The organism is Sphingomonas sp. IW22, from assembly GCF_041321155.1.
GTDB lineage: Bacteria > Pseudomonadota > Alphaproteobacteria > Sphingomonadales > Sphingomonadaceae > Sphingomonas.
The window spans coordinates 1,062,443-1,083,024 of sequence record NZ_JBGGWB010000001.1 but is presented as its reverse complement, the minus strand read 5'-3'; the positions used below and the strand labels follow the sequence as shown (position 1 = coordinate 1,083,024).

Annotated in this window: 24 protein-coding genes and 1 pseudogene; 17 read left to right on the top strand and 8 right to left on the bottom strand. The window is 65.7% G+C overall.

The genetic code is table 11. From position 1 onward, the window contains the following. Positions 1-31 precede the first annotated feature (31 nt). Positions 32-445 carry a hypothetical protein gene (locus ACAX61_RS05470; protein ID WP_370713782.1) on the top strand — a complete coding sequence of 138 codons (414 nt, stop codon included), beginning with the start codon at positions 32-34 and terminating at the stop codon, positions 443-445. Beyond that, positions 438-1,187 carry a TorF family putative porin gene (locus ACAX61_RS05465; protein WP_370713781.1) on the top strand — a complete coding sequence of 250 codons (750 nt, stop codon included), beginning with the start codon at positions 438-440 and terminating at the stop codon, positions 1,185-1,187. Before ACAX61_RS05470 ends, ACAX61_RS05465 begins: the two co-directional genes overlap by 8 nt. Positions 1,188-1,233: 46 nt before the next feature. Here ACAX61_RS05465 and clpA read toward each other — a convergent pair whose 3' ends face one another. Next, positions 1,234-3,561 carry an ATP-dependent Clp protease ATP-binding subunit ClpA gene (gene clpA, locus ACAX61_RS05460; protein WP_370713780.1) on the bottom strand — a complete coding sequence of 776 codons (2,328 nt, stop codon included), beginning with the start codon at positions 3,559-3,561 and terminating at the stop codon, positions 1,234-1,236. 136 nt (positions 3,562-3,697) lie between these two features. Continuing rightward, complete coding sequence (locus tag ACAX61_RS05455; protein WP_370713779.1) at positions 3,698-3,895, bottom strand: DUF1192 domain-containing protein; 198 nt, start codon at positions 3,893-3,895, stop codon at positions 3,698-3,700. Between the two features lie 95 nt (positions 3,896-3,990). Here ACAX61_RS05455 and ACAX61_RS05450 point away from each other — a divergent pair, with 95 nt between their 5' ends. The 6 genes and pseudogenes from ACAX61_RS05450 to ACAX61_RS05425 form a co-directional block, all read left to right on the top strand. Further along, positions 3,991-4,971 carry an NAD(P)H-quinone oxidoreductase gene (locus tag ACAX61_RS05450; RefSeq protein WP_370714911.1) on the top strand — a complete coding sequence of 327 codons (981 nt, stop codon included), beginning with the start codon at positions 3,991-3,993 and terminating at the stop codon, positions 4,969-4,971. A 96-nt stretch (positions 4,972-5,067) separates the two neighbouring features. Beyond that, positions 5,068-5,943 (top strand): UDP-2,3-diacylglucosamine diphosphatase, encoded by an 876-nt coding sequence (locus tag ACAX61_RS05445; protein ID WP_370713778.1) that lies wholly within the window; start codon positions 5,068-5,070, stop codon positions 5,941-5,943. 20 nt (positions 5,944-5,963) lie between these two features. Then, positions 5,964-6,986 carry a glycosyltransferase family 4 protein gene (locus ACAX61_RS05440; protein WP_370713777.1) on the top strand — a complete coding sequence of 341 codons (1,023 nt, stop codon included), beginning with the start codon at positions 5,964-5,966 and terminating at the stop codon, positions 6,984-6,986. A gap of 132 nt (positions 6,987-7,118) precedes the next feature. Continuing rightward, complete coding sequence (locus tag ACAX61_RS05435) at positions 7,119-7,763, top strand: DUF1013 domain-containing protein (protein WP_370714910.1); 645 nt, start codon at positions 7,119-7,121, stop codon at positions 7,761-7,763. Positions 7,764-7,815: 52 nt separating this feature from the next. Continuing rightward, complete coding sequence (locus ACAX61_RS05430; protein WP_370713776.1) at positions 7,816-8,202, top strand: NADH:ubiquinone oxidoreductase subunit NDUFA12; 387 nt, start codon at positions 7,816-7,818, stop codon at positions 8,200-8,202. A 233-nt stretch (positions 8,203-8,435) separates the two neighbouring features. Then, positions 8,436-8,669: pseudogene (locus ACAX61_RS05425) on the top strand (DUF2155 domain-containing protein); the annotation flags it as partial. Between the two features lie 35 nt (positions 8,670-8,704). Here the strand turns inward: ACAX61_RS05425 and aat are convergent. The 3 genes from aat to ACAX61_RS05410 all read right to left on the bottom strand — a co-directional run bounded on the left by aat (position 8,705) and on the right by ACAX61_RS05410 (position 10,689). Then, positions 8,705-9,454, bottom strand: coding sequence for a leucyl/phenylalanyl-tRNA--protein transferase (gene aat / locus ACAX61_RS05420; RefSeq protein WP_370713775.1), 750 nt, complete (start codon positions 9,452-9,454; stop codon positions 8,705-8,707). After that, positions 9,451-10,182 carry a ParA family protein gene (locus ACAX61_RS05415; RefSeq protein WP_370713774.1) on the bottom strand — a complete coding sequence of 244 codons (732 nt, stop codon included), beginning with the start codon at positions 10,180-10,182 and terminating at the stop codon, positions 9,451-9,453. The genes aat and ACAX61_RS05415 overlap by 4 nt, the downstream gene beginning before the upstream one ends. A 129-nt stretch (positions 10,183-10,311) precedes the next feature. Continuing rightward, entirely contained in the window at positions 10,312-10,689 is a 378-nt protein-coding gene (locus ACAX61_RS05410; protein ID WP_370713773.1) for a hypothetical protein, read from the bottom strand. A gap of 166 nt (positions 10,690-10,855) precedes the next feature. Here ACAX61_RS05410 and ACAX61_RS05405 point away from each other — a divergent pair, with 166 nt between their 5' ends. The 3 genes from ACAX61_RS05405 to fghA are packed head-to-tail and all read left to right on the top strand — an operon-like array spanning position 10,856 to position 13,222. Next, positions 10,856-11,968, top strand: coding sequence for an S-(hydroxymethyl)glutathione dehydrogenase/class III alcohol dehydrogenase (locus ACAX61_RS05405; RefSeq protein WP_370713772.1), 1,113 nt, complete (start codon positions 10,856-10,858; stop codon positions 11,966-11,968). A gap of 22 nt (positions 11,969-11,990) precedes the next feature. Continuing rightward, positions 11,991-12,383, top strand: a complete 393-nt coding sequence (locus ACAX61_RS05400; protein ID WP_370713771.1) for a VOC family protein — start codon at positions 11,991-11,993, stop codon at positions 12,381-12,383. Then, positions 12,380-13,222 (top strand): S-formylglutathione hydrolase, encoded by an 843-nt coding sequence (gene fghA, locus ACAX61_RS05395; RefSeq protein ID WP_370713770.1) that lies wholly within the window; start codon positions 12,380-12,382, stop codon positions 13,220-13,222. Before ACAX61_RS05400 ends, fghA begins: the two co-directional genes overlap by 4 nt. A gap of 7 nt (positions 13,223-13,229) precedes the next feature. Here fghA and ACAX61_RS05390 read toward each other — a convergent pair whose 3' ends face one another. Continuing rightward, a complete protein-coding gene (locus ACAX61_RS05390; RefSeq protein ID WP_370713769.1) occupies positions 13,230-14,939 on the bottom strand; it encodes a gamma-glutamyltransferase family protein in 1,710 nt (569 codons plus the stop codon). A gap of 204 nt (positions 14,940-15,143) precedes the next feature. Between ACAX61_RS05390 and ACAX61_RS05385 the strand changes: the two genes are divergently transcribed. The 6 genes from ACAX61_RS05385 (at position 15,144) to msrC (ending at position 19,122) form a co-directional block, all read left to right on the top strand. After that, entirely contained in the window at positions 15,144-16,940 is a 1,797-nt protein-coding gene (locus ACAX61_RS05385) for an AMP-dependent synthetase/ligase (protein WP_370713768.1), read from the top strand. A gap of 210 nt (positions 16,941-17,150) precedes the next feature. Next, on the top strand, positions 17,151-17,495 hold the full coding sequence (locus tag ACAX61_RS05380; protein ID WP_370713767.1) for a hypothetical protein: 345 nt from the start codon (positions 17,151-17,153) through the stop codon (positions 17,493-17,495). Between the two features lie 81 nt (positions 17,496-17,576). After that, positions 17,577-18,005, top strand: a complete 429-nt coding sequence (locus ACAX61_RS05375) for a VOC family protein (protein ID WP_370713766.1) — start codon at positions 17,577-17,579, stop codon at positions 18,003-18,005. Position 18,006: 1 nt separating this feature from the next. After that, a complete protein-coding gene (locus ACAX61_RS05370; protein WP_370713765.1) occupies positions 18,007-18,312 on the top strand; it encodes a polyhydroxyalkanoic acid system family protein in 306 nt (101 codons plus the stop codon). A 51-nt stretch (positions 18,313-18,363) separates the two neighbouring features. After that, positions 18,364-18,612 carry a hypothetical protein gene (locus ACAX61_RS05365; RefSeq protein WP_370713764.1) on the top strand — a complete coding sequence of 83 codons (249 nt, stop codon included), beginning with the start codon at positions 18,364-18,366 and terminating at the stop codon, positions 18,610-18,612. Between the two features lie 27 nt (positions 18,613-18,639). Beyond that, positions 18,640-19,122, top strand: a complete 483-nt coding sequence (gene msrC / locus ACAX61_RS05360; protein ID WP_370713763.1) for a free L-methionine (R)-S-oxide reductase MsrC — start codon at positions 18,640-18,642, stop codon at positions 19,120-19,122. A gap of 27 nt (positions 19,123-19,149) precedes the next feature. On the opposite strand, the gene ACAX61_RS05355 is transcribed toward msrC, so the two are convergent. Both ACAX61_RS05355 and ACAX61_RS05350 read right to left on the bottom strand, forming a co-directional pair. Further along, positions 19,150-19,899, bottom strand: a complete 750-nt coding sequence (locus ACAX61_RS05355) for a serine aminopeptidase domain-containing protein (protein WP_370713762.1) — start codon at positions 19,897-19,899, stop codon at positions 19,150-19,152. Further along, positions 19,887-20,552, bottom strand: coding sequence for an alpha/beta hydrolase family protein (locus ACAX61_RS05350; protein ID WP_370713761.1), 666 nt, complete (start codon positions 20,550-20,552; stop codon positions 19,887-19,889). Before ACAX61_RS05350 ends, ACAX61_RS05355 begins: the two co-directional genes overlap by 13 nt. Positions 20,553-20,582: the final 30 nt, after the last annotated feature.

The following is a 20,582-nucleotide window of genomic DNA, read 5'->3' as shown; positions in this document are numbered from 1 at the left end:
AAACCAACGAGAAAATCGAGAGGAGGAACAGATGTCTATTGTCCTGTCGCTCGCGGCCTTTGCCCTTGGCGAGGCGATCGAGCACCGCGTGACGCTGGCCCATCGCGGGGCCGAAGTGGCCGCTACCTACCGCGCCCACGTCGCCATCGACACGCGCACGCGCGGCGCGCATGTGCCCAACCGGCCGTCGCCGCAAATCTGTCGCTGGACCGCCGCCGTGACGGTGGAGCGTGCATTGGACGGCGCGGCTGGCAGCGCACGTCCGGTAGGGTCCGATCATTCGTTGTCGGGCAGCCATCCGGGCTCGTGTGAAACCGCACGCCCGGCGATCGAGGCCGAAGTCGCGCGGCGCACGCCCGCCGTTCGCGACCATCTGATCGCGGCGGCAGAGGCCGATCGTGCCACGCTGCTTGCCGAACTCGATGCATTGCGGCCGAATGGTTGAGTTCCGCTGGTTCGCCGCCGCCGCGCTGGCCATGGTCGCCGGCGAGGCGGCGGCACAGGAGCTTTTCCGCCCGACCGGCTCGATCGAGGCGACCACCGATCATCGCCGTCGCGGCCTGAGCTGGAGCGACGGCGATCCGGCACTCGACGCCATCGTGTCGGTGCCGGTCGCGGGCCTTCGCCTGGATGCGCGCGCCACCACGACGCGCGGGGCCATCCGGCATGACGCGGCGGATGCGGTGTTCGACGGATCGGCCAGCTATACGCTGCCCCTGTCCAGTGGCCTCAGCCTGACGGGCGGGGCGACCGGGCATTTCTTTGCCGGGGCGGCGGGCAAGGCCGATTATGGCGAGATCGATGCGATGCTGGGCTATGCGCTCGGCCCGCTGCAACTGGACCTGGGCGCCAGCTATGCGCCGGATCAGGAAGCGATCGGCGGCGACAACCTGTATCTACAGGCGCGGGCTGGTGCCGGGTTGCCGGGCACGGGCATCGACATCTCCGCGCATGTCGGGCGCACATCGGGTTCGACCGATGACCCGGTGCGGGCCGCGCGGCTGCGTCCGGGCGGCGGCAGCTATGTCGACTGGGGTGTGCGGGTTGAGCGCCGGTTCGGGCCGCTGGCGCTGGGCCTGCGCTATTCGGGGACCGATATCGACACCGATGCGGTCGCGACGTCCCCGCTGGCCGATCTGGATGATGCGGGCGACCGGCTGACGGCGCACGCGGTCATTTTCTTCTGACCAAAAAAAGGGGCGGCGCGTCTGGTAACGTGCCGCCCGCTTTTCATCACTCGGCCTGGGCCGCTTCGGATTTGCGACCGCCCTTGCGCTTCGCCTTTTTGGGCGGGGCAGGGACGATTTCGAACGACAACGCATTGTCCTTGAGCTTGACGGACACTTCGCCGCCATGGACCAGCTTGCCGAACAGCAGTTCCTCGGCCAGCGGCTGCTTGATCTTTTCCTGGATCAATCGGCCCATCGGGCGCGCGCCGTACAGCTTGTCGTAACCGCGTTCGGTCAGCCAGCTCTTGGCCTCCTCATCCAGCCGGATATGCACCCCGCGATCGGCGAGTTGCAGTTCCAGTTGCAGGATGAACTTGTCGACCACGCGCGCCACGACGGCGGGCGGCAGATAGCCGAACGGCACGATCGCATCGAGACGGTTGCGGAATTCAGGGGTGAAGAGCTTCTTCACCGCTTCTTCCTGTACGTCTTCGCGCGCGATTTCGCCAAAGCCAATCGATTCGCGCGCCATGTCCGACGCACCGGCATTGGTGGTCATGATCAGGATCGTGTTGCGGAAATCGACGGTCTTGCCGTGGTGGTCGGTCAGCTTGCCGTTGTCCATCACCTGCAACAGGATGTTGAACAGGTCTGGATGCGCCTTCTCGATCTCGTCCAGCAACAGCACGCTGTGCGGGTTCTGATCGACCGCATCGGTCAAGAGGCCGCCCTGATCATAGCCGACATAGCCCGGGGGTGCACCGATCAGCCGGCTGACCGAATGGCGTTCCATATATTCGGACATGTCGAAGCGCTGAAGCGGGATGCCCATAATCTCGGCAAGTTGCTTTGCCACTTCGGTCTTGCCGACGCCGGTGGGGCCGCTGAACAGATAGTTGCCGATCGGCTTGTCCGGATCGCGAAGCCCCGCGCGGCTGAGCTTGATGGCCGACGACAGCACGTCGATCGCCGCATCCTGCCCGAACACCACGCGCTTGAGATCGGTTTCCAGATTGGCCAGCACGCGGGTATCATCGGTCGAAACCGTTTTCGGCGGGATGCGGGCCATGGTCGCGATGACCTGTTCGATTTCCTTGGGCGTGATGACCTTTTTGCGCTTTGACGGGGGCACCAGCATCTGCATCGCGCCGACTTCGTCGATCACGTCGATCGCCTTGTCGGGCAGCTTGCGGTCGTTGATGTAGCGCGCCGACAATTCGACCGCCGACTTGATCGAATCGGGCGTGTACTTGACCGAGTGATGCTCCTCGAAAGCGGAGCGCAGGCCGGACAGGATCTTGATCGTATCCTCGACCGACGGTTCGTTGACGTCGATCTTCTGGAACCGGCGCAGCAGAGCGCGGTCCTTTTCGAAATGGTTGCGGAATTCCTTGTAGGTGGTCGACCCGATGCAGCGGATCGTGCCGCCCGACAGCGCGGGCTTCAGCAGGTTCGACGCATCCATCGCCCCACCGCTGGTCGCGCCGGCGCCGATGACGGTGTGAATTTCGTCGATGAACAGCACCGCATGCGGCAGCTTTTCGAGTTCGTTGACGACCTGCTTCAGCCGTTCCTCGAAATCGCCGCGATAACGGGTGCCTGCCAGCAGCGCGCCCATGTCGAGCGAATAGATGACGGCGGGCAGCAGCACTTCGGGCACGTCGCCCTCAACGATCTTGCGCGCCAGCCCCTCGGCAATGGCGGTCTTGCCGACGCCGGGGTCGCCCACGTAAAGCGGGTTGTTCTTGGACCGGCGGCACAGGATCTGGACCGTGCGATCGACCTCTGGCCCGCGGCCGATCAGCGGATCGACCTTGCCCGACTTGGCCTTTTCATTCAGGTCGACGCAGAACTGCTTGAGCGCGCTTTCGCCCTTCTGGCCCTTGTCGCCGGGCTTTGCCTGCGGCTTTTCGTCCTCGGCGCCCTTCACGTCGCGCGGTTCGGCGGGCGACGCGCCCTTGCCGACGCCGTGGCTGATATAGCTGACGGCATCCAGGCGGCTCATATCCTGCTGTTGCAGGAAATAGACGGCATAGCTTTCGCGTTCGCTGAACAGTGCGACCAGTACGTTGGCGCCCGTGACCTCGTCGCGGCCAGACGATTGGACATGCAGGATCGCGCGCTGGACGACGCGTTGAAACCCGCTGGTGGGCGAGGGATCAGTCACCTGATCGACCTTCAGCGCTTCGAGTTCGGTGTCGAGATAATGGGCGACCGTGGTTTTCAACTCACCCAGATCGACGCCGCACGCGCCCATCACCTTGGACGCATGTTCGTCGTCGACCAGCGCCAGCAGCAGATGTTCCAGCGTCGCATATTCGTGGCGACGCGCGGATGCGGCCTCCAGCGCCTTGTGCAGCGTGGATTCGAGTGCGGATGCAAAGGACGGCATTGGGGAAATTACTCCGGTGGGGCCGCTTGGGGACTCGCGACCCGTAGGGGCAATGTCGGGTCTGGATGCGCCGCGCGCAAGTCATCCCGTATCGCGACCGGTCGCACCCTGGCGGGACAGGGCGCGCGGTGCCCGGTCATCGGCTGAAAAGCGCTTCGGCACTGGCGCGGTGGCTGCCCGCCTTTTCCTTGTGTGCGCGAACGCGGGCGATTTCGGTTTCCAGGGCGGCGACCCGCGCGTCGAGTTCCGCGATGGACAGGGGGTCCAGATCCTCGCGCGACAGCCGGGTGACCAGATCGTCGCCGCGGCGCGGCGGGGTATCGTCGGCATCCATGCAGCGAAGCGTTGACCGCAGGCGCGCCGATGTCAATAAGCGCGCCGTTTACCACGATCAGTATGGCGGGACCGTCGATGGAAATTCCGGGCGTGATGCGTGCAATCGATCCTCAGGCACCGGGTGGCCCCGACGTGCTGGAACTGGTCGAACGCCCGGTGCCCCGACCGGGCGAAGGCGAAGTGCTGATCCGGGTGGATGCTGCGGGCGTGAACCGGCCCGACGTGCTGCAGCGACAGGGCGGCTATCCGCCGCCGCCGGGCGCGTCGAGCATCCCCGGCCTGGAAGTCGCGGGCACCGTGGTGGCGGTGGGCAGCGGGGTGATCGACATGCTGATGGGCCAGCCGGTCTGTGCGCTGGTCGCGGGCGGCGGCTATGCCGAATATTGCGTGGCGCCGACCGGACAGTGCCTGTCGGTTCCCGAAAGCCTGTCGATGGTCGAGGCGGCGGCGCTGCCTGAGACGCTGTTCACCGTGTGGACCAACCTGTTCGAGCGCGGCTTTGCCGGTGAGGGCGACACGGTGCTGGTGCATGGCGGCACCAGCGGCATCGGCACCATGGCGATCGCGCTGGGCGAGCTGTTCGGGCTGAACGTCATCGTCACGGCAGGCAGCGATGCCAAGTGCAAGGCGGCGCTGGAGCTGGGCGCGGCGCACGCGATCAACTACCGCGAGCAGGATTTTGTCGAAGTGGTGCGCGACGTGACCGGCGGGAAGGGCGTTCAGGTCGTGCTCGACATGGTCGGCGGGGATTATGTGCCGCGCAATCTGAAATGCCTGGCCGATGACGGTCGTCATGTGTCGATCGCGGTGCAGCGCGGTGCGGAAGCGACGATCCCGGTATTCGAGATCATGCGCCGCCGCCTGACCCTGACCGGATCGACGCTGCGCGCCCGCGACGTTCAGTTCAAGACGATGGTTGCCGACGAATTGTCGCATTATGTCTGGCCGCATGTCGAGGAAGGGCGGCTGACGCCCGTCATCGACCGAAGCTTTCCGCTGGCACAGGCAGCCGAGGCACATCGCCGGATGGAGGCGGGGGAGCATATCGGCAAGATCGTGCTGACGATGGACTGATCGGCCGATGTGACAATGGCGTAACCCGGACTTCGAATCATTGTAACAAAGTTGCTGCATGGAGCGCCAAGCCAAGGGCTTGCCGGGGAAATCGCCATGGGCACCGTCACGCAGCTTTCGTTCGACGCCGTCATCAGCGACCTTGCGGCGTCGCATCCGCATGTTCCCGAACGCGAGGGGGTGGAGCGCCGCCGCTATCGCACCGTCTGGATCAGCGACGTCCATCTGGGCACGCGCGGCTGCAATGCCGAAATGCTGATCGATTTTCTGGACCATGTCGACAGCGACACCATGTATCTGGTCGGCGACATTTTCGACGGGTGGCAGCTCAAGAAGAAGTTCTACTGGCCCTCGACGCATAACGACATCGTGTGGCGCATCCTGAAACGCGCCAAGCGGGGTACCGACATCGTCTATATCCCCGGCAACCATGACGAGATGTTTCGCCAGTTCACCGGTCTGAACTTTGGCGGGGTCAAGATCAAGCGACAGGCGATCCACACCACCGCCGACGGCCGCCGTCTGCTGGTGCTGCACGGCGACGAATTCGACGCGATCACGCTGTCGCATCGCTGGCTGGCCCATGCCGGGGACGCGGCCTATCACCTGATGATGCTGCTCAACCGCTGGGTGAATGGCTGGCGGCGGATGATGAACCTGCCTTATTGGTCGCTCAGCAAATATGCCAAGCACAAGGTGAAGAACGCGGTCGAGTTCATTTCGAAGTTCGAGGAGATCGTCGCGCACGAAGCCGTGCTGCGCGGTGTCGACGGCGTGATCGCCGGACATATTCACACCGCCGACTATCGCAAGATCGACGGCATTGACTATTATAACGATGGCGACTGGGTCGAGGGCTGTACGGCGCTGGTCGAGCATGAGGATGGCCGGATGGAAATCCTGCATTGGGCCGATGAGATAAAGGCACGCGAGGTCCGCGAGGGCGTCGCCGTGACGCGTGTGGCGGCCTGATCCCGGCGGCGCCCCCTTCGATGCGGATCGCCATCGTCACCGACGCCTGGGCGCCGCAGGTCAACGGCGTCGTCCGCACGTTGAAATCGGTGCGTGAAGTGCTTGAGCGCCAGGGGCACGTCGTGCGCGTCATTTCGCCCGACCTGTTCTATTCGCTGCCGTGCCCGACCTATCCCGAAATCCGCCTGGCGATGGTTCGTACTGCCACTGTGGGGCAAATGATCGAGGATTTCGCGCCCGACGCCATCCATCTGGCGACCGAAGGGCCGGTCTGCGTAGCCGCGCGGCGATGGTGCCTGCGACAGGGCTATCCCTTCACCACCGCCTATCACACGCAATTTCCCGACTATGTCTCCGCACGGTCGGGCGTCCCGGCAGAGTGGATATGGCGCTATATCCGCTGGTTCCACGCACCTGCCCAGACGGTGCTGGCATCCACGCCATCGATCCGGCGCACGTTGGACGAACACGGCCTGCGCCGCGTCAGCCATTGGGGACGGGGCGTCGATCTGACCCGCTTTCATGCCGGGGTCGTCCCGCATCCAGAGATGACGGGACTTGCCGGACCGGTGCAGCTTTATGTCGGGCGGGTTGCGGTCGAAAAGAATCTTGAGGCGTTTTTGCGCACCGACCATCCCGGCACCAAGGTGGTGGTCGGCGACGGTCCCGCGCGCGCGCAGCTTGAGGGGGGCTATCCCGACGCGCTGTTCCTGGGCGCGCGTTTTGGGGACGAGCTGGCGCAATGCTATGCCGCCGCCGATGTGTTCGTCTTTCCCAGCCGCACCGATACCTTTGGCCTGGTGATGATCGAGGCGCTGGCCTGCGGTACGCCGGTCGCGGCGTATCCGGTGACCGGGCCGGTCGATATATTGTCGTCGGATGTCGGGGCGATGGATGAAGATCTGGGCGTCGCCATTGCCAACGCGCTGGAACGCGACCGCGCGCGGTGCGCTGCTTATGGCCGCAGCTTCACCTGGGAAGCCAGTGCCACCCAGTTCCTGAACGCGCTGGTTCCCATTCATCGCAGTGCGGTGGCGGCCTGAACCACTGCGGCTTGCCCTTTCGCGGTAGCTGCACTAAGTCGGGGATATTCAGCGGCCACCCCGGAAGGGGTGGCCCTTGTTGTTTTGAAGCCGATCAGGTTTTCGGAGACCGACACCGTGGCTCAGCCGCTCATGCCGCACGCGACCGCCTCTTGGCTGGTCGACAATACCGCGCTCTCCTTTGAGCAGATCGCCGATTTCTGCGGCCTCCACATCCTTGAGGTGCAGGCGATCGCGGACGATACCGCCGCGACCAAGCTGACCGGGCGCGATCCCGTCCGCGCGCACGAACTGACGATGGAGGAAATCGAGAAGGGTCAGAAGAACCCCGATTACCGCCTCCGCATCCTGAAGGGGCCGGAGCAGGTGCGCCGGACCAAGGGGCCGCGCTATACGCCGGTCAGCAAGCGTCAGGACAAGCCCGATGGCATCGCATGGATCATCCGCAACCATCCCGAAGTGTCGGATGGCGCGATTTCCAAGCTGATCGGCACGACGCGCACGACCATCGCCGCGATCCGCGACCGCACGCATTGGAACATCGCCAATATCGTGCCCAAGGACCCGGTGACGCTGGGCCTGTGTTCGCAGCGCGAGCTGGATGCGCTGGTATCCAAGGCTGCCAAGGCCGCCGGCATCGAGGAAGTGCAGGACACCCGGCTGGAGGGTGATCGCGAAGCGTTGCTCGAACAGCTGCGCGCCGAACGCGAAGCCGCGTCGCGCAGCGGCGAAGAGGGTGAGGAACGGCCCCTGTTCGAGGATCCGTTCCGCCGTTGATTTCGGCGATGTCGCGTTGCCAGTGTCGTCACTGCACCGTAAAGGGCTGGATATGGGTCTGAACATCTTCACCTGGTGGAATGGCGCCACCATCGGCACGCTGATCGGTCTGCGCGGCAAGACGCGCGTCGGTACCGACGACCTTGGCAATGCCTACTGGCAGGGCGGCTCCGACACGGCCGGTCGCCCGCGCCGTTGGGTGATCTACAAGGGGTCGAACGACGCCAGTGGCGTGCCCCCCGAATGGTTCAGCTGGTTGCATCACCAGATCGACGACGTGCCCGACCGGGCGTTGCCGCCGCATCGCGCATGGCAGCAGCCGGCAATGCCTAACATGACGGGCACCGCTTTGGCCTATCGCCCGCCGGGTGCGCTGGAAAAGGGGGGTGACCGCATCCGCGCGACCGGCGATTACGAGGCGTGGTCGCCCGAGGCGTGAGCCCTCGAATCAAGTGGATCGGCGCGATTGCGCTTGCCCTGCTGATCGCCATCGGCGGCTGGCTGGGCTTTGCCGCGTGGCGTGACAGCCGCGACTCCGCACAGGGCAGCGGCCCGCCCCCCAATGCGGCGCTGCCTTCGGCCAGCGGACCGGCGGGCAGCGATACGGCGGCGCCCGGCGACGTCGTGGCGATCGCCGAAAGCGCCACCGTGGTGACGAAGGGCGTGACTCCGATGGCGGAGCGGGTCGCCGTCCTTGGCCTGCTGAACAAGCGCAATGGCGAAAGCCGCGACCTGACCATGAAGCCAGGGCAGGCGCTGCGGGCGGGCAATGTCGTCGTGCGGCTTCGCGCGTGCGAGCGCACCGGACCATGGGAGCCGGAGCAATATACCGGCGCGTTCGTGCAGCTGGACGTTCGCGCCCTGGACCGCAAATGGCGTCGCGCCTTTTCCGGCTGGGTGTTCAAGGAGCGGCCCTCGCTGAACGTCGTTCAACACCCGATCTATGACGTCTGGGTCAAAAGCTGCACGATGTCCTTCCCCGATGGCGGTACCAATGCTGCCCCCGCATCCGGCGGATCGGCAGCGCCCAGGCGGTCGAGTGCGCCGAACGAACCGGTCACGACCGGCGCGTCGGAAAGCAGCCCGCCAGCGGACGGCCCCAACGCGGCGCTCAGCAACGCCATATAGGCGTCGCGTCGGATCTCGACCGCGCCCATGGATCGCAGATGGTCGGTCTGAAACTGGCAGTCGAGCAAGCTGAATCCGCCAAGGCGTAACCGTGCGACCAGCCAGGCCAGCGCCACCTTTGACGCGTCGGTCGCGCGGCTGACCATGCTTTCACCGAAAAAGGCGCGACCCAGCGCCAGCCCGTACAGACCGCCGACCAGCCGATCCCCGTCCCAACATTCGACCGACTGCGCGAATCCCATCTGGTGCAGCCGCACAAAGATATGGGCGATGGTCGGGTTGATCCAGGTTTCGGTCCGATCGGCTGCGCTTTCGCCGCACAGCGCGATGATCGCGTCGAAGGCCTGATTTGCCGTGACCCGAAAGCGGTCCTGAGCAATCGTTTTCTTGAGCGAGCGCGACAGATGAAATCCATCGAGCGGCAACACGCCGCGCATCCGCGGTTCGACCCAATAGACGCCGGGGGCATCGCGGTGGTCGGCCATCGGAAACACGCCCATGGCATAGGCGCGCAACACCGTTTCGGGGTCCAGTTGCTGGTAAAGGGACAGCCGCCGGGTCATTTCGCCTTCGACAGGCGCTTTTCGATGGCACGCCATAATTCGCCAAAGGCCTTAGCGGCCGTGCTGCGCGGCGCGAAGCTGCCGACGGGGGCCCGGCGCGCGGCCATCCCCTCCACCAGGCTGGCCATCGGGATGACGGGCCAGTCGGGCTGGGCGGCCAGCGTCTCTGCATGCAGCTTGCGGCGGCGGTCGACCATGGCGTGGACGGGCAGCAACGGCACCTTGCCGCGCTTGGCATCGAGATGCGCCACCACTTCCTCGAACGCGCGGGTCGACAGGGGGGAGGGGATCACGGGCACGACGATCAGGTCGGCGGCGCGCATCACCTGTTCGCTGGTTTCGGTCAGGCCGGGCGGACAGTCGAGGATCAGCCGGTCATATGCCTTGTCCAGCGCGGCGACCAGCTTGGCCAGCCGCTTCTTCTTGTCCAGTTCGTGAAACACTCGGTCCAGGCTGCGAAGCGAGGTGTCGGCGCCGATCAGGTCGATCCGGTCGAACGCGGTCGGGCGGATCAGGCGTTCGGCCTCCACATCTTTCGTAAAGATCGCCTGTGCCTGATCGCGCGCACTGGTGTCGCCGCCCATCAGCCAGGTCGAGGCGGCCTGCGGGTCGAGATCCCATAACAGCGTTCGCCGCGACGAGATATTTGCCGCGCACCAGGCAAGGTTGACCGACAGGGTCGTTTTTCCAACCCCGCCCTTCAGGCTGTAGACCGCGATCACCGCCACGTAGCTTGGCCCTTTCCTCGGTTCCGCCAAAGCTGCCTTGCCCATGCGGGGCACGCAAGAGGTGCGGGCAGCAAAAAGGGCCGGGAGGCGCTTTGCCACCGGCCCTTTCGTTGTTCGGATCGTACAGGATCAGACGTGGCAGGTCATCTCGTCCTTGCCAGGCACCTTGACCGTGATGTTCTCTTCGTCGCCGGTCAGCGAATAGCCTTCGGCCGTCAGCGGCTGGCCCGCTTCCTCGGCGGTCAGCGCGGTCGGGGTGCCGCCCTTTTCGGTGCGCAGGTTGGCCAGCTTGTCGCCCTGGAAGAAGTCGACATACAGCAGGCTGTTGTCCTTGCAGCGGAACGAGACCGAGGCCTTCATGGCGGGCGGCAGTTCGACGGGCGCGGCATTTGCGAGTTCCGCAGCGTACGGATCGCGCGGGCGGGTGTCGATCACCTCAGGCTCATTGTTGCAGGCGGCGAGCGACAGGGCGGCAGCAGCCGCGGCGAGGGGGAGAATGTTCTTCATACGGGCCGGACGCTTCGCCCATGCAGCATTTTGCGTCAAGGGTATACGAACGCAAATGCCCGTAAAAATTGTATGCAACGCAACATTGTTTCAGCCGCCGAATGGTTCAAATCCATCGCCGGCTGGCCCATATGGCGGCAACAACAGCATTCAGGGAGCAACCGGTATGAAGACCCGCGCCGCCGTCGCGTTCGAAGCGAAAAAGCCGCTCGAAATCGTCGAACTCGATCTTGAGGGGCCAAAGGCGGGCGAAGTGCTGGTCGAAATCATGGCGACCGGCATCTGCCATACCGATGCCTATACGCTGGACGGGTTGGACAGCGAGGGAATCTTTCCCAGCGTGCTGGGCCATGAAGGCGCGGGCATCGTGCGCGAAGTGGGCGCGGGCGTGACCAGCGTGGTACCCGGCGACCACGTCATCCCGCTCTACACCCCCGAATGCCGCCAGTGTAAGTCGTGCCTGTCGGGCAAGACCAACCTGTGCACCGCGATCCGCGCGACGCAGGGCAAGGGGCTGATGCCGGACGGCACCACCCGCTTTTCGTACAAGGGCCAGCCGATCTTTCACTATATGGGCTGTTCCACCTTTTCGAACTTTACCGTCCTGCCCGAAATCGCGGTCGCCAAAATCCGTGAGGACGCGCCGTTCAAGACCAGCTGCTATATCGGCTGCGGCGTGACGACGGGCGTGGGCGCGGTGGTCAACACCGCCAAGGTGCAGGTGGGCGACAATGTCGTGGTGTTCGGCCTGGGCGGCATCGGCCTGAACGTGATTCAGGGCGCGAAGCTGGCGGGTGCGGGCAAGATCATCGGCGTCGACATCAATGCCGATCGTGAGGAATGGGGCCGCCGTTTCGGCATGACCGATTTCCTCAATTCCAGGGGCCTCTCGCGTGAGGACACGATCGCGAAGGTGCTGGAGCTGACCGATGGCGGCGCCGATTATAGCTTTGACTGCACGGGCAATGTCGAGGTGATGCGCACCGCGCTGGAATCCTGCCATCGTGGCTGGGGCACCAGCGTGATCATCGGCGTGGCCGAGGCGGGCAAGGAGATCGCAACCCGCCCGTTCCAGCTGGTCACGGGCCGCAACTGGCGCGGCACGGCGTTCGGTGGCGCCAAGGGCCGGACCGACGTGCCCAAGATCGTCGACTGGTACATGGACGGAAAAATCCAGATCGACCCGATGATCACCCATGTCCTGAGCCTTGAGGAAATCAACAAGGGCTTCGACCTGATGCATGCGGGCGAAAGCATCCGCAGCGTTGTGGTTTACTGAGCGGAAAAGGGGAGGACCTGCGATGTTCAGCCACATTCATCTGGGCAGCAATGATGTCGAGCGGTCCAAGCGCTTCTATGACGCGATCATGGATGCGCTGGGCGGCGCCAAAAGCTGGAAGGACACCGACCGCAATCGCTGGTTCTGGCAGCGCGACAGCGCGATGCTGATCGTGGGCGAACCGCTGGACGGGGAAGCGGCCAGCGACGGCAATGGCGTGACGATCGGCTTTGCCGTCGACAGCCCGGAACAGGGTGATGCCTGGCACGCCGCAGGCCTGGCCCATGGCGGCACCGCGTGCGAGGATCCGCCGGGCATTCGCGACAAGGGCGCGCGCGGCGGCATCTATCTCGCCTATCTGCGCGACCCCGACGGCAACAAGCTGTGCGCGCTCAAGATGATGGGCGGCGCATGACGATCGAAACCGTCTCGACCGCGCGCGCCTTTGGCGGGACGCAGGGTGTTTATCGCCATGCGTCGAGCGCGACGGGAACCGACATGACCTTTTCGGTCTATGTTCCCGATCATGCGCCGGGGGCGCGGTTGCCGGTGGTCTGGTATCTGTCGGGCCTGACCTGCACCCATGCCAATGTGACCGAGAAGGGCGAATATCGCCGGGCATGTGCCGAACACGGGCTGATATTCGTTGCGCCCGACACGTCGCCGCGCGGGGAGGGGGTGCCGGACGATCCCGACGGCGCCTATGATTTCGGACTGGGCGCCGGATTCTATGTCGATGCGACACAGGCGCCGTTCGATCGGCATTATGCCATGTGGTCCTATGTCACCGAAGAACTGCCCGCGCTGATCGGCGCGCAATTTTCCGCGGACATGGATCGTCAGTCGATCATGGGGCATTCGATGGGCGGCCACGGCGCGCTGACCATCGGCCTGACCCATGCGGAGCGGTTTCGCGCCATCAGCGCCTTTGCGCCGATCGTCGCGCCGTCACAGGTGCCGTGGGGGCACAAGGCGCTGGGCGGTTATCTGGGGCAGGACCACGCCGCGTGGCGGCGGCACGATGCCGTCGCCTTGATCGAGGACGGCGCGCGGGTCGACGCGCTGCTGGTGGATCAGGGTGCAGCGGACAATTTCCTGGTCGAGCAGCTTCGCCCGCATCTGCTGGCGGCGGCATGCGAGAAGGCCGGGATCGACCTGACCTTCCGCCTGCATTCGGGATATGACCACAGCTATTATTTCATCTCGACCTTCATGGCCGATCATCTGGCCTGGCACGCTGCCCGGTTGAAATAAGCGGGGGTCAGCGTGCCGGTTCGACCAGCACGCGCCCCTCCCGCCGGGGGTCGTAGCCGCCGTCGATGCGGCCATCGCGGACCAGCACGGCGTGGACGCCCGAATCCTCACCCTGACCCGGCGTCAGCGTCACGCCGCGCGCGGCCAGCCCCTGGATCACGCCGGGCGCGAACTTGCCGACTTCACCGCTCATCCCGCGCCCGCGCGCGACCAGATTGGGCAGCGCCAGCGCTTCCTGCATCGACAGGCCCCACCACACGCTGGCGACCAGCGACTTGCCGACATAGGGCAGGATGGCATTGCCGCCCGCCGAGCCGATCGCACCGGCGAACCGGCCCTGTGCGTCGACCAGAATCATTGGCGTCATCGACGAGCGCGGCCGCTTGCCCCCCCCGACCGCATTGGCGGCGGGCGTGCCGTCGGACTCGGTCGGGGAGAAGCTGAAATCGGTCAGCTGATTGTTCAGGAAAAAGCCGTCGACCATGCGGCCGGTGCCGAAGATCGATTCGACCGTCGAGGTGATCGACACGACATTGCCGCGGGCGTCACCGACGATGAAATGCGTGGTGCCCGCCGGTTCGGCGGTACGGTCGGCGCCGACGACAGGCGCGCCGGCGGGGGTGCCATAGGCTGGCGGCGCACCCGCCCGGTCCCCGATCAGCGCCGCGCGCTTGTCGAGATAGGCGGGGTCGAGCATCCCCTTGACCGGCACGCGGACAAAGGCGGGGTCGCCGACATAACGGTCGCGGTCGGCGAACATCACGCGGTTGGCCTCTTCGAACAGGAACCATGCCTGTGGGTCGGTCGGCCCGCGCCGGGCGATGTCGGTGCGCTCCAGCAACTTGAGCAGCATCAGCATGCCGACACCCGATGATGGCGGCGGCGGCACGCAGGCGCGATAGCCCGCCCACGGCTCACACAGCGCCTCTCGCTCGACGGGTTTGTAGGCGGCAAGGTCGGCCAGCGTCATCGTGCCTTCCAGCGGGGCAGCGCGTGTTTTCTGGACGATGCGTGCGGCGGTCTGCCCCTTGTACAGCGCGTCCGGGCCCTGAGCCGCGAGGCGACCGAGAAAGGCGGCGTAATCGGGATTGGTCAGCCGGTCGCCCGCGTCGAGCAGCGTGCCATCGGCCTCGGTGAAATAACGGCGCGCGTCGGGCGCCTGAAGCTGGGGGAAGCTGCCGGTCAGGAAGCGGGCCAGGCGGGGGGAGACGGTGAAGCCGTCCCGCGCCGTCCGCTCTGCATCGGTGAACAGGCTGGACCATGGCAGCTTGCCATGTGCGCGGTGCGCCGCCGCCAGCATCGCCACAGCGCCGGGCACGCCGGTCGCACGCCCGCTGACTACCGCCTGCCGAAAGGGCAGCGGCTTGCCATCGGGGCCGAGGAACATCGACGGCGTCGCCCCCGCCGGCGCCTTTTCGCGCCCGTCATAGACGCGGACCCGCTCGGCCGAAGCATCGAAATAGGTCATGAACGCGCCGCCGCCCATGCCGGAACTTTGCGGTTCGACCAGCGACAGCATCGCCTGCACCGCAATGGCCGCGTCCACGGCGCTGCCGCCCCGGCGCAACACGGCCATGCCCGCCTCTGCTGCCAGCGGGTTGGCGGCGACCACGAACATCTGTTTTGCGGCGGGGGCTGCGCTTGCGGCCTTGCCCAGCGTGGCGGCGTGCGGAGCCGGGGCGCAACCCGCCAGCGTCAGTGCGGCGGTTGCAGCCATGGCGGCAAGGGGGCGGAGGAGGCGCATCATGGGGGTTCCCTGTCATGCGGTCTCGAGCGGACCGTTCGCACTCGCGATAGGGCAGCGGCGCGCGCGCGCCAACCGCCGGTTCGCATCGGCGGGCTATGCCGCCCGCAAAAGCCGAAGTATCAGGGAAAAAAGGAAGCGGCGACCCGCCGGGGCGCCCGCAGGAGCAGGAACCCGATGTCGCGCAAGCTCGAACACTTTCCCAATCTGGTGACGATGTTCTTCGCCCGTGCGCGCGAACGGGGGAGCAGGCCGTTCCTGTGGGCCAAACGCGACGGCAAATGGGTGTCGACCAGCTGGGCCGAAGCCGCCGATCAGGTCGCGTCGCTGGCCACAGCGATCAAGTCGCTGGGCCTGAACCCCGGCGAGCGGGTGATGCTGGTCAGCGAGAACCGGCCCGAATGGTGCATCAGCGACCTGGCGATCATGGCGGCGGGTTGCGTGACGGTGCCGACCTACACCACCAACACCGAACGCGATCACCAGCACATCATCGAAAATTCGGGCGCGCGGGCGATCATCGTGTCGGATGCAAAGCTGGCGCGCACATTGTTGCCGGCCGCCATCCGCGCGGGCACGGCGCAGCATATCATCGGCATCGAGCCGCTTCGTGCCAGTCAGTCGGGCGCGCTGGAATATCACCAATGGGCGGATCTGATCGCCGATCATCCGACCAGCGCCGACACAATGGCCGCACAGGCCTTTTTCAAGCGCGGTGATCTGGCCTGCATCATCTATACCAGCGGCACGGGGGGCAGCCCGCGTGGCGTGATGCAGCATCACGGCGCGATCCTGCACAATGTGGAGGGATGCTGCACGGTCATCAGCGAGGATTTCGGCTGGGAAGAGGAAGTGTTCCTGTCGTTCCTGCCGCTCAGCCACGCTTATGAACATACGGGCGGGCAGCATTTTCCCATCGGGCTGGGCGCCGAAATCTATTACGCCGAAGGGCTGGACAAGCTGGCGTCGAATATCGAGGAGACGCGCCCGACGATCATGGTCGTGGTGCCGCGACTGTTCGAAGTGCTGCGCCAGCGCATTTCCAAGGCGATCGAGAAACAGGGCAAGCTGCCCGCCTGGCTGCTGGACCGCGCGGTCGAGATCGAGGGAAAGCGCGTCATCACGGGCCGCACGCCGATCGGCGACCTGCCCGCGCAGCTGGCCGTCAACCAACTGCTGAAGCCCAAGATCGCCAAGCGGTTCGGCGGCCGGATGAAGGCGATGGTGTCGGGCGGCGCGCCGCTGAACCCGGAAGTCGGCAATTTCTTTCAGGCATTGGGCCTGACGTTTCTGCAAGGCTATGGCCAGACCGAAGCGGCACCCGTCATTTCGTGCAACCGCCCGTCGGCGGGGCTGAAGATGGACACGGTCGGTCCGCCGCTGGTCAATACCGAGGTGCGGATCGCCGATGACGGCGAAATCCTGGTTCGCGGGGAACTGGTGATGCACGGTTACTGGCGGAATGACGCCGAAACCGCGCGCGTGCTGAAGGAGGGGTGGCTGCACACCGGGGATATCGGCATCATCGACGACAAGGGCCGCATCAAGATCACCGATCGCAAGAAGGACATCATCGTCAATGACAAGGGCGACAATGTCGCCCCGCAAAAGATCGAGGGGATGCTGACCCTGCAGAACGAGATCGTGCAGGCAATGATCTATGGCGACCGCAAGCCTTATATGGTGGCGGTGCTGGTGCCCGACCCCGAATGGACGCAGAGTTTTTGCGCCAAGGGTGGCGCCAGTTGCGATTTCGCGGCCCTATCACGCAACCCAGAATATCGTGCGGCCCTGAGCGCGGCGGTGGAGCGGGTGAACCAGGACCTGTCCCAGATCGAGCGTGTGCGTCGGTTCATCATCGCCGACGAACCCTTTGCGATCGAGAACCAGCAAATGACCCCCAGCCTGAAAATCCGCCGCCATATCCTGAAGCGCGTCTATGGCGAGCGGCTGGACGCACTTTACAAGGCTTGAGCGCAACTCGACCCGGCGGCCGCATGGCACGTTTCGTCGCGCGGAACGGCTAGGTGTTGGTCGCATTACAGGCGGCCCAAATGCCTGTTAACATTGGAAAGTCGCTGTGCGTCCAGTCGCGGTTGGCCGCTTCCTGAACCCCCGATAAAGGAACGGCGACCGGGCGCCCATTGTTTTGTCCCCTGTTCGCAACGAGCAAGGAGCAAGACGATGATCAAGCCTATGTTCGCCTGCGCCGCAGCTATCGCGGCGCTGACTGCCGCCCCCGCCGCCATGGCCGGCGACAAATATGCCGGCATGTTCGACGACAGCAATTCGCATTATCTGGACTACAAGACCGACCTGTCCGAAGCGCGCCGGGAGCTGAAAAACGACCTGCGCGGCGCCGACAGCGACGCCGACCGTGCCGAGGTGATCGCCGAATTCGAGCGCGAAGTCGCTGATGCCGAGACCGATTTCATCAAGGAAATGGCCGAGGATGGTGTCGTGCTGCGCCGGGGCACGGTGACGGTCGAGCCAGAGGTTGCCGCACTGGTCGCGGTGCCGCGCTACTGATTTCCGATTGGGCAACAGGGATAGGGAGGTCGCGCGCGTCGCGGCCTCCCTTTTGCCGCGTGGTTGTGGCAGGGGTGGGGGATGAGCAGCCTGCGCCCCTTTCATCTTGCCTTTCCCGTCCATGATCTTGCCGCCGCGCGCGCCTTTTACGGCGATGTGCTGGGTTGTCGCGAAGGGCGATCGAGCGAACAGTGGATCGACTTCGACCTGATGGGCCACCAGATCGTCGCCCATCTCGACCCCGGCGCGCGGCCGGCGGGGCACACCAACCCGGTCGACGGGCATGACGTGCCCGTGCCGCATTTCGGCGTCGTGCTGACGATGGATGACTGGCACGCATTGGCCGAACGGGTAGAGGCAGCGGGCATCACGTTCGGCATCGCCCCGCATATCCGCTTCAAGGGGCGGCCCGGCGAACAGGCGACGATGTTCTTTCGCGACCCCAGCGGCAACGCCCTTGAGTTCAAGGCGTTTGCCGACGACGCGCAACTTTTCGCCACGGAGCAATGACATGAGCGACCCGGTAACGGTCGAAATCCCCCACCAGCTGTCGAATGACGATCTGCGCCAGCGGATCGACGGCGGCATCGGAAAGCTGGGCGCGATGATCCCCGGTGGCGAGGTCGTCGAGCATCATTGGGAAAGCGACCGGCTGATGACGGTCACGATGCAGGCGCTGGGCCAGCGTGTGGCGGCGAAGATCGAGCTGCTGGAAGGCCGGGTCCGTGCCGAGGTGGACCTGCCGCCCATGCTGGCGCTGTTTGCGGACAAGATCCGCGCCAAGCTGGTCAAGGATGGGCCATCGCTGCTGAAATGACCGGGAACCCTGTCGGCGCCTTTTTGTTGTGACCGACAGGGAGATGGCCGCATGTTTCGCACGTTTCGCCTTTTGATTGTCCTGTCGGTTGCCGTGGTCGCGCTGGGCGTGCCGCTGGGCATGATGCTGGGCAGCTTCGCCACGGGTGAGGCGCTGCACGCCAGCATGCGGGGCTATTCGCTGCCCGATCAGGGGTCCAATCTGCGCTCGGCCGGCAGCGCCGACGCGGTGCAGCCCGCCGCCGTCGCCTATACCCAGCATGATCGTTATGCCGCCGCCGCAGTGTCATGGGTCGACTGAACCGTCCCGCGCGGCTATCGGCGCGGCATGTACGCCTTTGACATCGCGGCCGACGACAAGCCCGGCCTGTATCGCGACCTGACCGCTGCGCTGGATGCGCTGACCGACGGAGAGCCCGACGCCATCGCCAACATGGCCAATGCGGCGGCGCTGATCTGGCAGGTGATGCCCGACCTGAACTGGGCCGGCTTTTATCGCAACGTCGATGGCGAGCTGGTGCTTGGCCCGTTTCAGGGCAAGGCCGCGTGTATCCGCATCCCGTTCGGCAAGGGGGTTTGCGGTACCGCTGCCCAGACGCGGGAGACGCAGCGGGTTGAGGATGTCCATGCCTTTCCCGGCCATATCGCCTGCGATGCGGCCAGCCGTTCGGAACTGGTCGTGCCGATCGTCCATGACGGGCGGTTGATTGGCGTGCTCGATCTCGACAGTCCCAGCCCGGCGCGTTTCGACGCGGCGGATGCGGCGGGGTGCGAGGCGCTGATGGCAGTTCTGGCCCCCCGCATCGCCTGATCGCCCGCGCGTCGGCGGGCCGACGATTCAGCCAGCCAGCGCCGCCAGCAATTGCCCGTCCAGCCATGCCTGCTCGTCGGCGCGGTGGAGGTTGGGACTGTCGCTGTCGAGTGTCGCGAATTGGGCGCTGTCGGCCAGTTCCGCATAAGCGGGTGTCGCCAGTGCTTGGGTAAAGGCGATGGCCGCGTTGTCGCGTTGCGCCGTCAGGATGGTGACTGGCACTCCCTTGCCCGCCAGGCCCGCTGCGACCCGGCCCGCCAGCCGGTCGGGCGGCGTGTCAGCGCCGCCTTCCCGCCTTGCGATGTTCAGGCGGCGGGTCAGCAACCGCTTGCCCCAGGCCAGCGGCGACTCCTCGGCGGTGGGCGTGACGGGCTCGGCGGGATCGACGATCCACGGATTGGCCAGCACCAGCGCGTCGATGCCAGGGGTGTCGTGCAGCGCCAGCGCGCTTGCCGCGTCGCCCATGCCAAAGCCGGTGACATGGATCAGCGACGGCATCGCGTGGCGAAAGGCCGCGATGGCGGCGGCGATGTCGGGGCCGCTTTCCTCGAACCCGCGATTGGAGCCGGTCGAATCGCCGATCCCACGCCGGTCGAAGCGGAATACCGGATGCCCGCGATCCGCCAGCCGCGCCGCCATCAGCGCCATGCCACGATGCGCGCCGATCCGGGGTTCATTCCCCGCCGACACGATCAACAGGCCACGTGTCCCCTCCGCCCGGTCGAGCGTGCCCAGCAACGTGTCGCTGCCGCAGCGAAAGGGGATCAACTCGCGCATTGCTTGACCCACTGGGCAAGGTCGGCGGCCAGTTCGCGCGCCAGGGCGGGATTGTTTTGCGGATCGGCGCGACGCCAAAGCGGCCGGGCGAGGATCTTGCGGTCGGCGGGTGCGGTGTCGGTATCCAAGCGCAGCGTTCGGAGCCCCGGTCCGGCAAAGGGTGCCGCACCCTGAAGCTCCGCCAGCATCGCCCGGCTGATGCAATGGCCCGCCAGCTCGACCGGCGGCCCGTCGCCCGCAATCGCCCTGGGATCGAAATCCTTACCCGATTCGCGTGCAGCGGCCTGTTTCGCGCGCACCATGTCGCGAACCAAAGCGGCCCCGGTCAGCGGCGCAAAGTGCCAGCGCGACTGGCAATTGGCGCGCCCGTCGAACAGCGCGCCGCCCCGAATCGCTGCCACATGCACCCGCGCACCCGCCCGCGTCAGTTTTTCCTCCGCCGCGGCAAAGGCGCTGCGCCAGTCGTCCAGCGCCGCGCGCTCGGTCGGCCAGATGCTCTCGCCCTGGCCGGGCATGTCGGGCAATGCCGCGCCGATGCCATGGTCGCCCAGCGCGCGCAGCAGGGTGACGAAAAAGGTCCGCAGGCGGTTCGCCTCCTCGAACGGGGGCAGGGCCGCCAGCACGACCTCTCCACCCTGCGGGCCGAACCGCAACAGGGCTTCGCGGCCACCGTTCCAGGCATA

Coding starts and splice junctions, on each gene's coding strand:
- ACAX61_RS05355 (WP_370713762.1), bottom strand. CDS start 19,899: ATGCGCGAGTTGATCCCCTTTCGCTGCGGCAGCGACACGTTGCTGGGC.
- ACAX61_RS05445 (WP_370713778.1), top strand. CDS start 5,068: ATGGGCACCGTCACGCAGCTTTCGTTCGACGCCGTCATCAGCGACCTT.
- clpA (WP_370713780.1), bottom strand. CDS start 3,561: ATGCCGTCCTTTGCATCCGCACTCGAATCCACGCTGCACAAGGCGCTG.
- ACAX61_RS05440 (WP_370713777.1), top strand. CDS start 5,964: ATGCGGATCGCCATCGTCACCGACGCCTGGGCGCCGCAGGTCAACGGC.
- ACAX61_RS05435 (WP_370714910.1), top strand. CDS start 7,119: ATGCCGCACGCGACCGCCTCTTGGCTGGTCGACAATACCGCGCTCTCC.
- ACAX61_RS05385 (WP_370713768.1), top strand. CDS start 15,144: ATGTCGCGCAAGCTCGAACACTTTCCCAATCTGGTGACGATGTTCTTC.
- ACAX61_RS05455 (WP_370713779.1), bottom strand. CDS start 3,895: ATGGATGCCGACGATACCCCGCCGCGCCGCGGCGACGATCTGGTCACC.
- ACAX61_RS05470 (WP_370713782.1), top strand. CDS start 32: ATGTCTATTGTCCTGTCGCTCGCGGCCTTTGCCCTTGGCGAGGCGATC.
- ACAX61_RS05370 (WP_370713765.1), top strand. CDS start 18,007: ATGAGCGACCCGGTAACGGTCGAAATCCCCCACCAGCTGTCGAATGAC.
- ACAX61_RS05450 (WP_370714911.1), top strand. CDS start 3,991: ATGCGTGCAATCGATCCTCAGGCACCGGGTGGCCCCGACGTGCTGGAA.
- fghA (WP_370713770.1), top strand. CDS start 12,380: ATGACGATCGAAACCGTCTCGACCGCGCGCGCCTTTGGCGGGACGCAG.
- ACAX61_RS05390 (WP_370713769.1), bottom strand. CDS start 14,939: ATGGCTGCAACCGCCGCACTGACGCTGGCGGGTTGCGCCCCGGCTCCG.
- ACAX61_RS05375 (WP_370713766.1), top strand. CDS start 17,577: ATGAGCAGCCTGCGCCCCTTTCATCTTGCCTTTCCCGTCCATGATCTT.
- ACAX61_RS05400 (WP_370713771.1), top strand. CDS start 11,991: ATGTTCAGCCACATTCATCTGGGCAGCAATGATGTCGAGCGGTCCAAG.
- aat (WP_370713775.1), bottom strand. CDS start 9,454: ATGACCCGGCGGCTGTCCCTTTACCAGCAACTGGACCCCGAAACGGTG.
- ACAX61_RS05365 (WP_370713764.1), top strand. CDS start 18,364: ATGTTTCGCACGTTTCGCCTTTTGATTGTCCTGTCGGTTGCCGTGGTC.
- ACAX61_RS05430 (WP_370713776.1), top strand. CDS start 7,816: ATGGGTCTGAACATCTTCACCTGGTGGAATGGCGCCACCATCGGCACG.
- ACAX61_RS05410 (WP_370713773.1), bottom strand. CDS start 10,689: ATGAAGAACATTCTCCCCCTCGCCGCGGCTGCTGCCGCCCTGTCGCTC.
- ACAX61_RS05380 (WP_370713767.1), top strand. CDS start 17,151: ATGATCAAGCCTATGTTCGCCTGCGCCGCAGCTATCGCGGCGCTGACT.
- msrC (WP_370713763.1), top strand. CDS start 18,640: ATGTACGCCTTTGACATCGCGGCCGACGACAAGCCCGGCCTGTATCGC.
- ACAX61_RS05465 (WP_370713781.1), top strand. CDS start 438: ATGGTTGAGTTCCGCTGGTTCGCCGCCGCCGCGCTGGCCATGGTCGCC.
- ACAX61_RS05405 (WP_370713772.1), top strand. CDS start 10,856: ATGAAGACCCGCGCCGCCGTCGCGTTCGAAGCGAAAAAGCCGCTCGAA.